This is a genomic window from Caulobacter sp., from assembly GCF_035254145.1.
Classification (GTDB): Bacteria; Pseudomonadota; Alphaproteobacteria; order Caulobacterales; family Caulobacteraceae; genus Caulobacter.
In genome coordinates this window covers 1-12,206 of record NZ_DATFAV010000009.1, presented here as the reverse complement: position 1 = coordinate 12,206, position 12,206 = coordinate 1, and the positions used below count along the sequence as shown (strand labels likewise).

The following is a 12,206-nucleotide window of genomic DNA, read 5'->3' as shown; positions in this document are numbered from 1 at the left end:
TGGGCCGCCTGATGGTCATCCAGGAGCAGTATCCGGACCTGAAGTCGAATCAGAACTTCATGGCCCTGCAGAGCCAGCTGGAAGGCACCGAGAACCGCATCGCCATCGCGCGCCGCGACTACAACGAGGCCGCCCAGAAGTACAACACCACCCTGCGCACCTTCCCCAGCATCCTGTGGGCCAAGACCGTCTACAGCGGCCAGAAGCCGGCCCAACTGTTCCAGGCCACCGCCGCCGCCCAGAGCGCTCCGACCGTCGACTTCTCCAGCCCGCCCACGGCGACCCCGCCGAAGGTCAACTAGGTTGCAAAATCTCCGCTCATCCCCGCAAAAGCGGGGACCCAAGCCGAGCCTGACGGTTTCGCGCGGCGGCGCCGCGGCCAAGTCCGCTTGGATTCCCGCTTTCGCGGGAATGAGCGGGTTTTGGGCAGCTTTGGCGCTGGCCTTGACCGTGGCCCTGCCCGCCCTCGCCGCGCCCACCTTTCCGCCCCTCACCGGCCGGGTCGTCGACCAGGCTCAGGTGCTGTCGCCCGACGTCGAGCGCGACCTGACGACGAAGCTGGAAGACCTCGAGACCACGACCGGCCGCCAACTGGTGGTCGCCACCGTGCCCAGCCTGCAGGGCTATCCGATCGAGGATTACGGCTATCAGCTGGGCCGCACCTGGGGGATCGGCGAGAAGGACAAGGACACCGGCGTCATCCTGCTGGTCGCGCCCAACGAGCGGAAGGTGCGGATCGAGGTCGGCTATGGCCTGGAGCCCGTCCTGACCGACGCCCTCTCCAGCGTGATCATCCAGAGCGCCATCCTGCCCAAGTTCCGCGACGGCGACCTTTCCGGCGGGATCGTGGCCGGGACCGACGCCCTGGTCGAGCAGCTCAGCCTGCCCGCCGACCAGGCCAAGGCCCGCATCGCCGAGGCCAGCCAGCCCGAGAGCCGCAAAGTCCAGGGCTCGCCGGTCGCGGCCTTCCTGGTCGTGCTGTTCCTGATCTTCGTGTTCTCCAGCCTGTTTCGCGGCCGGCGACGCGGCGGCCTGTCCTCGGCCCTGCCCTGGATCATCCTGGGCGCCCTCAGCGACAACCGCCGAGGCGGCGGCTGGGGCGGCGGTGGCGGTTGGAGCGGCGGCGGCGGGGGCGGCTTCTCCGGAGGCGGTGGATCGTTCGGCGGCGGCGGCAGTTCGGGGAGCTGGTGAGATGGCGGTCAACATGACTCCTCAAGACCTGGACCGCATCGCGGCCGCGGTCGCCCAGGCCGAAAAGACCACCGCCGGCGAGATCTTCTGCGTCCTGACGCCGGAAGTGTCCGACTATCGCGAGACCCCGCTCGTCTGGGCCGCCGCCACGGCCCTGGTCCTGCCAGCCGCGGCGCTGTTCGCCGGCTTTCGCCCCGAAATGCTGACCCGCCTGTTCGGCGGCTGGAGCGTTGGCCACGCCGCGGCGATGGACGGGGCCATTCTGTCGGCCCTGTCGACCTATATCGCCCTGCAGGCCGTGATCTTCGTGGCGGCCGCGCTCGTCGTCTCGATCCCCGCCGTCCGCCGAGCCCTGACGCCCGGCTCGCTGAAGGCGGCCCGGGTCAAGCGCGCGGCGATGGAGCAGTTCCTCAGCCACGGCCTGCACGTCACCCGCGACCGCACCGGCGTCCTGATCTTCGCCGCCCTGGCCGAACACCGCGTCGAGGTCATCGCCGACGAGGGCATCTACGCCGCCGCGCCGAACGCGGTGTGGAACGACGTGGTCGCCGACTTGGTCGGCGGGCTGAAGCAGGGCCGGGTGGCCGACGGCTTCGTGGCCGCCGTGGGCCGGGCCGGCGCGATCCTGGCGGAACATGTCCCCCCGCGCGGCGACAACCGCAACGAACTGTCCGACGGCCTGACCATCCTGCCGAAACGTTGACGCCGGGGACGACTGGCGTCGTCGGCGGCGGCGGCGCCATGATCCTCGCGCACCGAGGAGGACGTCCCATGTCCAGCATCGACCCCACCCGCGCGCAGTTCGACGCCTTCAAGGCGCTGCCCCGCGACACGCCGATCCAGATGTTGAACCTGATCCGGCTGAAGCCGCTCGCCGACTACGCCGAAGACCATCCCAACCACGGCAAGGCCATGAGCGGCCTCGACGCCTATCGCGAATATGGCCGCTCCACCGCGCCGCTGTTCCAGAGTCTGGGCGGCCGACAGGTCTGGGCGGGACGGCCCGAGGTCGTGGTCACGGGTCCCGCGGAAGAGCGCTGGGACCTGGCCTTCATCGCCGAATATCCGAATGCGAGCGCCTTCCTGGCGATGGTCACGAACCCCGAATACCGCCAATTCGTCAAACATCGGCAGGCGGCGGTCGAGGACTCGCGTCTGATCCGCCTGGCGCCGCTGACACCGGGCGAAGGCTTCGGCGAATAGCTACTCCGCCGCCAGGGCCAGCGGCGCGGGCTGGGCGCCGCGCACTAGGCGGCCAGGCAGGGCGCCGGTCGGTTCGCCGTCGCGCTGGGTGACGACGCCCGCGACGATGGTGGCGACATAGCCGTGGGCGCCCTGGACCAGGCGTCGGCCGCCAGCCGGCAGGTCGTAGGCCACGCGCGGCGCCTCCAGGCTCAGCTTCTCATAGTCGATGACGTTGAGATCGGCGCGGTAGCCGGGCGCGATCAGGCCGCGATCCAGCAGGCCGACGGTCGCGGCGGTGTCGCGCGTCTGGCGGGCGATCATGGTCTCCAGTGGGATCCTCGGGCCTCGCGAACGATCGCGGGTCCAGTGGATCAGGTTGCTGGTCGGGAAGCTGCCGTCGCAGATCATGCCGACATGCGCCCCGCCGTCCGACAGGCCCGGCACGGTGTCGCGGTGGGTCAGCATGGCGAAGCTGGGATCCAGCGAACCGTCCGCATAGTTCAGGAACGGGTGGTAGAGCATGCCGCGCCCGTCGTTCGTCAGCATGGCGTCGAGGGCCACGGCGGCCGGGTCGCGCCCCTCCCGCGCGGCGATCGCGGCCACGCTCTTGTCGGCGGTCGGTTCGTAATCCGGATCCGCGCCCATCGGATACATGATGTCCCAGGCCCGTAGCGCCCGGCCAGCGAAGGGACCTTGCGGATCAGCCTCCTCGGCCAGCAGGCGGGCGCGGAAGGCCGGGTCGCGCAAGGCGGCGACGCGCTCGGCGAGGGGCAGGCCGGCGATCTCGCCGTAGGTCTGGGTCTGGCTGAAGGGGTTGAGCGTCAGTTCCAGGCCGAACAGCACCCCGACCGGACGGCCGCAAACCTGAGCCTTCATCGGCAGGCCGGCGTCGACCGCCGCCGACAGCCCCGCCAGCATCGCCTTCCAGCCCTCGGGCGACTTGGGGCTTTGGACCAGGGAGAACGACAGCGGCCGGCCCGAACGCTCGACGATCCGCCGGACCATGGCCAGCTCGGCCGCGCCGTCGGGAAAAAAGTCAGAGACCAGTTGCAGCACGCCCTTGCCGGCCGCCGCAAGCCCAGGGCGACGCCCGTCAGCTCGTCCTCGCCAGCGGTCAGGGTGGGGGTCGGCTGGCCGTCGCTGGTCCGGTGGTTGAGGGTGCGCGAGGTCGAAAAGCCCAACGCCCCGGCCTCGACCGCGCGCTTGGCGATCGCGGCCATGGCGGCGATGTCGGCCGGCGTGGCCGGCTCGCGGTTGGCCCCGCGCTCGCCCATCACATAGACGCGCAGGGCCGCGTGCGGCAGCTGGGCTCCGACGTCCACGTCGAAGGCGCGGCCGGCCAGGAAGTCGAGATAGTCGGGAAAGCTCTCCCAGGCCCACGGCAGCCCTTCGGTCAGCACCGGAAACGGAATGTCCTCGACGCCCTCCATCAGCCGGATCAGGCGGTCGTGGTCCTGCGGCCGGCACGGCGCGAAGCCGACGCCGCAATTGCCCATCACCACCGTGGTGACGCCATGTCCGGAGCTGGGCCCCAACTGGCCGCTCCAGGTAGCCTGGCCGTCATAGTGGGTATGGATGTCGACGAAGCCGGGGGTGACAATCCGTCCTCGGGCGTCGATTTCCTCGGTTCCGGCCGCCAGGCCCGGACCGACGGCGGCGATCAGGCCGTCCTTGACCCCGACGTCGGCGACGACGCCCGGCGCACCCGAGCCGTCGAACACCGTCCCGCCCCGCAGAACCAGATCGTAGGCGCGATCCGCCATGCCGCGTCCTCCCTTATTGGTTGGGACGAGCGTCCGTCCGCGCCGGATAGGCGTCAAGCTTACCCCTGCGGAAGACGGGCGGCCGCCGGAGCGACCACCCTCTCCCTTCCTAGAAGCTCTTGCGCACCGTCACGCCCATCGTCCGGGGTTGGCCGACGGAGTAGCCCAGGCGCGCCCGCCCGCCGCGTTCGCGGTCGAACGACAGCAGGGCGTTCTCGTCGAACAGGTTGTTGACGTAGAGCGTCACGTCGACGCCGTCCTGCATCTCCACCCCGGCGCTGAGATTGACGATCTCGTAGCCGGGCAGCTTCAGGTCGATGACGGTCGGAACCAACCCGGTCGCCCCGCCGAACGGCAGGTTCGAGACGAACGAGCGCGGGTTGTTCTCTTGGTCGCTGGCCTGGGTGAAGCGGCTGCCGACGTGCTGGATCGAAGCCTTCAGGTAGCCGTTGGCGCCCTCCCAGACCTCGCGATTGTAGGTGACGTCGAACGAGACTTGGAACTTGGGCACCGACGGCAGGCGATTGCCGTCGCGGATGCCGCCGATCACCGCGCCCGTCCCGTCCTTGACGGTCGAGTCGAACTGCGCCTCCAGCAGGCTGCCCGACAGGCCGATGTCGAGGCCCGAGGCCAGGCGCGCGGTCAGCTCGGCCTCGACCCCCTTGGTGTGGGCCTTGGGCACGTTGAACACCACGCGCGAGCTGCACGAGCCGGCGTCCAGGGTCGTCTGCAGGTTCTTGATATCGGTGTAGAACACCGCGCCGTTGAACCGGACGCCGCCGAAGCGCGACTTGATCCCGCCCTCGTAGTTCCACAGCGTCTCGTCGTCATACGACTGATAGCCGCCGAAGATCGCCTTGTCCGACGCCGAGCACAGCGGGATGTTCAGCGGGTCGTTGACCCCGCCAAGGCGGAAGCCCTTCGAGGCCTGGGCGTTGAAGGTGACGTTGTCGGTGGCGTCGTAGCTGAGCAGGAAGCGCGGGGTGAAGCCGTCCGACGAGGTCTTGTCGGTGCGGTTGTCGCCGTTGGCGAACAGGCCGCCGGACTTGAACTGGCGCGTCTCGCTGAAATCGTAGTAGCGCCCGCCCGCCGTCGCGGTCAGCTTGCCGACCGTGTAATTGACCTCGCCGAACACGGCCTTTTGCTTGATGTCGTAGGGCAGGTAGGCGTCGTAGGGCGAGTTCAGCTGGAAGCCGTTGGCGACCGCCGCCGAAGTGCCCGCGCCGAGAACAGCGTCGGTATAGGCGTCATAGCCTGGGGTCGGCAGACGCTGATTGTAGACGCGGTCGACTTTTGAATAGAAGCCGCCGATCACCCATTGGAATGGCCCGTCGCCGGTGGAGGCCAGGCGCAGCTCCTGGGTGAACTGCTCGAGATCGGTCGTGTCGACCAGCTTGGACGGCAGCAGCACGGCGGCGGCCGGGAAGCCCAGGTCGACCGAGACGCTGCCGGTCAGGGCGCTGGCGTCGCGGTTCACGGCGATGTCGCGGTTGATATAGCTGGTCACCGAGGTCAGGGCCGCGCCGCCCAGGTCGAGATTGGCGGTCAGATCGGCCAGCAGGGTGTTGTCGGCGAAGCTCTCGTCAAGCAGCAGGTACTGCTCGCGCTCGCCCAGCTGGATCTTGGGCCGGGTCGTGGTGTTGTTGTTGGCGAAGAGGTTGAACGCCTCCTGGCGGTTGAAGCCGTGGGCGCGGATCTCCTGATAGACCACGCGTGGGGTCAGGCTGAAGCTCTCGGTGGGCTGGATCAGGAACGCGATCCGACCGCCGCGCCGCGTGCCGTCATTGACGTTCTTCTCGACCTTGCCGCCTTCCTTGCGCGCGTCGATGAAGCCGCCGTAGCGGGTCAGGTAGCCGACCGCGCGCATGGCGACCTTGTCGGAGATCGGCACGTTGACCGCGCCCTTCACGTGGCCGCCGAAGTCGTCGCCGCCGACCAGGCTGGCGTTGGCCTCGAAGGTTCCTTCCGAGACCCCAAGCTTGGGTTGGTTGGTGATGTAGCGGATCGTGCCACCGACCGAGCCCGAGCCGAACAGCGTGCCTTGCGGCCCGCGCAGGGTCTCGACCCGGTTCAGGTCGAAGAGATCGATATCGGGCGTGAACAGCGACAGCGAGATCACCGACTCGTCGAGATAGACGCCGACCTGCTCCTTCACGCCGGGCTGGTCGCGGACGACCTGGCCGGCGGAGACGCCGCGCACCGACACCTGGCTCTGGCCTGGACCGAGGTTCTGGATCGTCAGGCCGGCGACGTTGCGCGACAGGTCCTCGAGTGTCACCGCGCCCGAGCGCTGGATGTCCTTTTCGGTCTGGGCGTTGATGGAAAAGGGGATGTCCTGGATGGTCGCGTCGCGCTTGGTGGCGGTGACGATGACTTCCTCGACGGCGTTGGTCTGTTGCTGGGCTCTCGCGAGTTCTGGACTCGCGAAGATCGTGGCGAGCGCGCTGGCGCCCAGCAGCGCTCGACGCGCCAGACGGCGCGGCATGGCGATGGTCATTCTTTCCTCCCGAACTTCGTTTTTCCGCGCCGCGAGGTCGAGCCCACGGCACAATCTGAGCGTTCATCCCGGAATCGGGGAAAGTCAACGCGAAACGAAGACGTGAAAAATCAGTATTTTAGACACCGGTGTCGCCATGCTTCGAAAAGGCGTACGGCGTCCTGGCGAATTTCCCTTTACGTTCGCGTGATCTTTCACACCGCGAAAAGCCGGTCTAGGGTGGCGGCAATTCAAACTAACGTTTTACGGGGAGTGCGCCTTTATGCGCGAAGCGGTCATCGTCTCTTACGCCCGCACGGGCCTGGCCAAATCAGTCCGAGGCGGCTTCAACAACACTCACGGCGCGGCCATGGCCGGCCATGCGATCCAGCACGCGGTGTCGCGCGCCGGTCTCGAGGGCGGTGAAGTCGAGGACGTAGCCCTGGGCTGCGGCGGCCCCGAAGGCGCCACCGGCATGAACGTGGCCCGTAACGCGGCCATGTGGGCCGGCCTGCCGGTCACCACCTCGGGCCAGACCATCAACCGCTTCTGCTCGTCGGGCCTGCAGGCCATCGCCACGGCGGCCAACTATGTGCGCAACGACGGGGCCAATGTCGCCGTCGGCGGCGGCGTCGAGTCGATCTCGCTGGTGAACGCGGGCGGTCACATGAACCGCTTCCACATCACCGAAGAAAAGCTGATGAAGACCCATCCGGCGCTGTGGATGGCGATGATCGACACCGCCGACATCGTGGCCAAGCGCTACAATGTCAGCCGCGAATACCAGGACGAATACGCCCTGCGCAGCCAGCAGCGCATCGCCGCCGCCCAGGCCGCCGGCCTGTTCAAGGACGAGATCGTCCCGATGGCCACCAAGATGAAGGTGGTCAACAAGGAAACCAAGGAAGAGAGCTTCGTCGACTACGTGGTCGACAAGGACGAGTGCAATCGTCCCGACACCACGCTGGAAGGCCTGGCCAGCCTTAAGCCCGTCATGGGCGAAGGCAATTTCGTCACCGCCGGCAACGCCAGCCAGCTGTCGGACGGCGCCGCCGCCGTGGTGGTGATGGAGGCCAAGGAAGCCGTGCGTCGCGGCCTCGAGCCGCTGGGCGCCTTCCGCGGCTTCGCCGTCGCCGGGTGCGAGCCCGACGAGATGGGCATCGGCCCGGTCTTCGCCGTGCCGCGCCTCCTGGAACGCCACGGCCTGAAGGTCGACGACATCGACCTGTGGGAGCTGAACGAGGCCTTCGCTTCGCAGTGCCTCTACAGCCGCGACCGCCTGGGCATCGATCCCGAGAAGTACAACGTCAATGGCGGCTCGATCGCCATCGGCCACCCGTTCGGCATGACCGGCGCCCGCTGCGCCGGCCACATCCTGCTGGAAGGCAAGCGCCGCAAGGCCAAGTTCGGGGTCGTCACCATGTGCATCGGCGGCGGCATGGGCGCCGCCGGCCTGTTCGAGATCTTCTGATCTCGATCAGGCCGGAGGACGGCGCCCATCAGTGAAAAGTGGCTGAGATCGCTTTTCGCGATCTCAGCGGGGCGCCGCCGGCCTGTTCGAGATCTTCTGATCTCGATCAGGACGGAGGACGGCGCCCATCAGTGAAAAGTGGCTGAGATCGCTTTTCGCGATCTCGGCGGGGCGCCGCCGGCCTGTTCGAAATCTTCTGATTTCAACGTGTCATCCCGGGCGAAGACCCGGGACCGCAACGGGCTCGGAGTTTCCGGCGGTCCCGGCTCGGCGCGCTTCGCGCTTGGCCGGGATGACAGCCCAGAAGGTTCCACCGAACGCACCAAAATAAGGCCGGGAACCGTCAAGGCGGTTTCCGGCCTTTCTTGTTGGTTCAGGACATCTCGCAGACGCCTCAGAAACCATGGGTCGGCGAGGCTCTTGAACCCGACGCGCGCGGAGCCATCTAGGCCTGCGTCAGCGTCCGCGATTGTCGCTTCACGACGCAGATCAGAGACAGGACCATGGCCAGCAAGGCCTTCTTCGCCGTCGCCCTCTTCCTCGCCGCCGCTATCGGCTTGGCGTTGCCGACTCCGGGCGCGAGTCATCAGCCCCAGCCGACCCAGTCGTCGTTCGAGACGATCGCGCTGAACGGAAACTAGAAAACGAAAGGGCTCCCCGGTCGCCCGGAGAGCCCATCGCCAAAGCCGTCGGCCGGCCTTCGTTGATCAGAACTCTTCCCAATCCTGGCTGACCGCCACGGCGGCAGAGCCGCGACCGGGGCGTGACACGGGCGCCGCGCGCGAAGGACGGGGCGCCGCCGGAGCGGCCGAGCGCGGCGTGGCGGGCGCCGGCGAAGCTTGGGCCGGCGCGGCGGCGGAGCCTTGGGCCACGCGGAAGCGACCGACCAGATCCATCAGCGCTTTGGCCTCCCCCTTCAGCGAGTGGGTGGCTGCGGTGGCTTCCTCGACCATGGCGGCATTCTGCTGAACGACCTGGTCCATCTGGTTCACGGCGGTGTTCACCTCGTTCAGGCCGGTGGCCTGCTCGGTGGCGGAGGCGGCGATCTCGGTGACCAGAGCGTCGATCGAGGCGACCTGCTCGACGATGCGGTTCAGCGCCTCGCCCGTCTGACCGACCAGATCCACGCCCGCCTCGACCTGCTGGGTGGAAGTCGAGATCAGGGTCTTGATCTCCTTGGCGGCCTCGGCCGAGCGCTGGGCCAGGGCCCGTACTTCCTGGGCGACGACCGCGAAGCCCTTGCCGGCCTCGCCCGCGCGGGCGGCCTCGACCCCGGCGTTGAGAGCCAGGAGGTTGGTCTGGAAGGCGATCTCGTCGATCACGCCGATGATCTGGCTGATCTGGTTGGACGAGGTCTCGATCTCGCTCATGGCCGAGACGGCCTGGCTGACGATGCGGCCCGAACGCTCGGCGTCGGAGCGCGCCGTGGCCACGACCTGGGACGCTTCCTTGGCGCCCGAGGCGGTCTTGCGGACGGTGGCGGTGATCTCGTCGAGGGCGGCGGCGGTCTCTTCCAGGCTGGCGGCCTGTTGCTCGGTGCGACGCGACAGGCTGTCGGAGGCGTCGGCGATCTCGTCGGCGCCGTTGTTGACGCCGCCGGTGGCCTGGCTGATCGACTGGATCGTCTGCTGCATGCGCTCGGCGGCGGCGTTGAAGTTGGTCTTCAGGCTTTCGGCCTTCGGCGCGAAGGCGATGGTGATCCGATGCGTCAGGTCGCCCGACGCCATGTGGTCTAGGGCCTCGTTCAGCGCCGTGATCGCCACGCTGTCCTCGCGGGCCGAAGCGGCCTTCTCGGCTTCGTTGGCGGCGCGCTCGCCCTCGGCGGCCTCGCGCTGCTCGGCGGCGGCGCGCTCGACGCGGATCTTCTCGATCGCCGCGTCCTTGAAGTAGGTCACGGCGGCGGCCATGTCGCCGATCTCGTCCTTGCGGCCGATGGCGGGCACGTCAACGCTGTTGTCGCCAGCGGCCAGGCGGCGCATGACGTTGGTCATCGCCGCGACCGGACGGGCGATGGCGCCGGTCAGCAGCAGCCCGCCAGCGATGGCGATACCGGCGGTGATCAGGATGCCGACGGCCAGGACCAGGGTCGATTGCAGCGACGCCTTCTTCTGGGCGGCGGCCTCGGAGGCCAACACCTGCTCGGCGTGCTTGGTGATCACCTCGATGGCGTCCTCGACCGGGGTGACCGCCTGGTCGGCGACGCCGTCGTGCTTCACCAAATCGATCGCCTGTTCGCGGGTGGCCGGGTCGGCGCCCAGCCGCTCGCCGGGCTCGATGGCCAGCTTGCGATAGTTGGCGTAGGCGGCGTCGACGGCCGCGATGCGCGCCAGATCGCCGGCGTCGCCGTCGGCCAGCGCCTTCAGGTCGTCCAGGGCCTTGAGGAACTTGGGCTTGTGCGCCTCTTCCAGACGCTTGACGTAATAGGGGTCGGACGAGAGCAGGAAGCCGCGCAGCGAGTTCTCCTGGCGGGTCAGGCGGAACGCCGCGGTGTCGGCGGCGCGCAGCATCTCGTAGGCGCGCTCCGTCCGTTCGACGGAATGACCGAGATTCACCTTGTTGACGTACAGCGCCACGCCCATGGCCATGATCGTGGCAAGCATAACGGCGAAAACCGCCATCAACTTCTGGGGGATCTTCAAGTTGCCGAAAGACACCGGGCGAGCTCCTCGTTCGCAGAACGACGACCGATGGAATCTCAAACGCACACCGCGACTTGTGCTGTGATCTTGATCTCGGACGTCGCCTACAGAAATCGCGCGGTTACGGTTGCGGAGACATTAACCCTGACGCGACTTAGTGTCGCAAAGCCGGTGGCGAAACCCGATTTAGGTTTAGTGAGCTTCATCCCAATTGAGGGCCGCGCGCGCCTCGACCGTAAGCGGCACGGAAAGCGCGACGGCAGGCTCGGCCGCCTTCTCCATGACCCCGACGATCACCCGCATGGCGGCCTCCGCCTCGGACTCCGGCGCTTCGAAGACCAGTTCGTCGTGCACCTGCAGCAGCATTCTGGCCGATAGCCCCGCCGTCTCCAGCGCCTCGGGCATGCGGATCATGGCCCGTCGCATGACGTCGGCGGCCGCGCCCTGGATCGGGGCGTTGATCGCCGCCCGCTCGGCGAACTGCCGCTGGCCCGCCGACTTGGATTGGATCTCGGGAATGTTGATCTTGCGGCCGAAGATGGTGGTGACATAGCCGTGCTCGCGCACGAAGGCCTTGGTCGCGTCCATATAGGCCTGGATGCCCGGGAAGCGCTCGAAATAGGTCTTGATGTAGGCCCCCGCCTCGCCCTGCGAGATGCCCAGCTGGTTGGCCAGGCCAAAGGCGCTGATGCCGTAGACGATGCCGAAGTTGATGGCCTTGGCCCGGCGGCGGATCATCGGGTCCATGCCCTCGATCGGCGTGTCGAACATCTCCGAGGCCGTCATGGCGTGGATGTCCAGACCCTCCTGGAACGCCTTCTTCAGCTGAGGAATGTCGCCGATGTGGGCCAAGAGGCGCAGCTCGATCTGGCTGTAGTCGGCGCTGATCAGCACCTTGCCCGGCTCGGCCACGAAGGCCTTGCGGATCTTGCGGCCTTCCTCGGTGCGGACCGGGATGTTCTGCAGGTTCGGGTCCGACGAGGACAGCCGGCCCGTGGTTGTGGCCGCCAGGGCGTAGGAGGTGTGCACCCGCCCCGTGCCCGGCGCGATCGCCGCGACCAGGTTCTCGGTGTAGGTGCCCTTCAGCTTGCTCAGCTGACGCCAGTCCAGCAGGACGCGCGGCAGCTCATGCTCCAGCGCCAGGCTCTCCAGTACGTCGCTGTCGGTCGACCACTGGCCGGTGGCGGTCTTCTTGCCGCCCTTCATCTGCATCTCGCCGAACAGCACGTCGCCGATCTGCTTGGGGCTGCCCAGGTTGAACGGGCGGCCGACCAGTTCGGTGGCGCGGACCTCGAACTGCGCCATGCGCAGCGAGAACTCGTTGGAGAGACGGCGCAGGGCCTCGGGATCCACCTTGACCCCGTTGTTCTCCATCATCGCCAGAACCGCCGGCAACGGCCGTTCCAGCGTCTCGTAGACTGTCAGCAGGCCCTCGCGCGCCAGGCGCGGCTTGAGGACCTCATAGAGCCGCAGGGTGACGT

The 12,206-nt window shown here is 67.9% G+C and carries 9 protein-coding genes and 1 pseudogene; 6 read left to right on the top strand and 4 right to left on the bottom strand.

Translation table 11 applies throughout. The features are described from left to right. The 4 genes from VJ655_RS00480 to VJ655_RS00465 form a co-directional block, all read left to right on the top strand. Nucleotides 1-302 (top strand): LemA family protein (locus tag VJ655_RS00480; RefSeq protein ID WP_324097424.1); only part of this gene is annotated, 302 nt, incomplete at its 5' end. A 109-nt stretch (nucleotides 303-411) separates the two neighbouring features. Continuing rightward, nucleotides 412-1,191 carry a TPM domain-containing protein gene (locus VJ655_RS00475; protein WP_324097423.1) on the top strand — a complete coding sequence of 260 codons (780 nt, stop codon included), beginning with the start codon at nucleotides 412-414 and terminating at the stop codon, nucleotides 1,189-1,191. A gap of 1 nt (nucleotide 1,192) precedes the next feature. Next, complete coding sequence (locus tag VJ655_RS00470) at nucleotides 1,193-1,894, top strand: TPM domain-containing protein (RefSeq protein WP_324097422.1); 702 nt, start codon at nucleotides 1,193-1,195, stop codon at nucleotides 1,892-1,894. A 68-nt stretch (nucleotides 1,895-1,962) separates the two neighbouring features. Continuing rightward, nucleotides 1,963-2,394 (top strand): DUF1330 domain-containing protein, encoded by a 432-nt coding sequence (locus tag VJ655_RS00465; protein WP_324097421.1) that lies wholly within the window; start codon nucleotides 1,963-1,965, stop codon nucleotides 2,392-2,394. On the opposite strand, the pseudogene VJ655_RS00460 reads toward VJ655_RS00465, so the two are convergent. Together VJ655_RS00460 and VJ655_RS00455 are read right to left on the bottom strand one after the other, a co-directional pair. Next, nucleotides 2,395-4,139 (bottom strand): annotated as a pseudogene (locus tag VJ655_RS00460) (N-acyl-D-amino-acid deacylase family protein). It lies immediately after the preceding gene. Between the two features lie 109 nt (nucleotides 4,140-4,248). Further along, on the bottom strand, nucleotides 4,249-6,624 hold the full coding sequence (locus tag VJ655_RS00455) for a TonB-dependent receptor (RefSeq protein WP_414646904.1): 2,376 nt from the start codon (nucleotides 6,622-6,624) through the stop codon (nucleotides 4,249-4,251). Nucleotides 6,625-6,898: 274 nt separating this feature from the next. Here VJ655_RS00455 and VJ655_RS00450 point away from each other — a divergent pair, with 274 nt between their 5' ends. Continuing rightward, nucleotides 6,899-8,086, top strand: a complete 1,188-nt coding sequence (locus VJ655_RS00450; RefSeq protein WP_324097419.1) for an acetyl-CoA C-acyltransferase — start codon at nucleotides 6,899-6,901, stop codon at nucleotides 8,084-8,086. 503 nt (nucleotides 8,087-8,589) lie between these two features. Continuing rightward, nucleotides 8,590-8,727 carry a hypothetical protein gene (locus VJ655_RS00445; RefSeq protein ID WP_324097418.1) on the top strand — a complete coding sequence of 46 codons (138 nt, stop codon included), beginning with the start codon at nucleotides 8,590-8,592 and terminating at the stop codon, nucleotides 8,725-8,727. Between the two features lie 66 nt (nucleotides 8,728-8,793). Here VJ655_RS00445 and VJ655_RS00440 read toward each other — a convergent pair whose 3' ends face one another. Together VJ655_RS00440 and VJ655_RS00435 are read right to left on the bottom strand one after the other, a co-directional pair. Next, nucleotides 8,794-10,740 (bottom strand): methyl-accepting chemotaxis protein, encoded by a 1,947-nt coding sequence (locus tag VJ655_RS00440; protein WP_324097417.1) that lies wholly within the window; start codon nucleotides 10,738-10,740, stop codon nucleotides 8,794-8,796. Nucleotides 10,741-10,917: 177 nt separating this feature from the next. Beyond that, on the bottom strand, nucleotides 10,918-12,206 hold a 1,289-nt coding region (locus VJ655_RS00435; protein ID WP_324097416.1), incomplete at its 5' end, for a DNA polymerase.

Bases quoted from the DNA above. Each gene is read 5' to 3' on its own strand.
- VJ655_RS00445 (WP_324097418.1), top strand. From the start codon at position 8,590: ATGGCCAGCAAGGCCTTCTTCGCCGTCGCCCTCTTCCTCGCCGCCGCT.
- VJ655_RS00450 (WP_324097419.1), top strand. From the start codon at position 6,899: ATGCGCGAAGCGGTCATCGTCTCTTACGCCCGCACGGGCCTGGCCAAA.
- VJ655_RS00455 (WP_414646904.1), bottom strand. From the start codon at position 6,624: ATGCCGCGCCGTCTGGCGCGTCGAGCGCTGCTGGGCGCCAGCGCGCTC.
- VJ655_RS00470 (WP_324097422.1), top strand. From the start codon at position 1,193: ATGGCGGTCAACATGACTCCTCAAGACCTGGACCGCATCGCGGCCGCG.
- VJ655_RS00465 (WP_324097421.1), top strand. From the start codon at position 1,963: ATGTCCAGCATCGACCCCACCCGCGCGCAGTTCGACGCCTTCAAGGCG.
- VJ655_RS00475 (WP_324097423.1), top strand. From the start codon at position 412: ATGAGCGGGTTTTGGGCAGCTTTGGCGCTGGCCTTGACCGTGGCCCTG.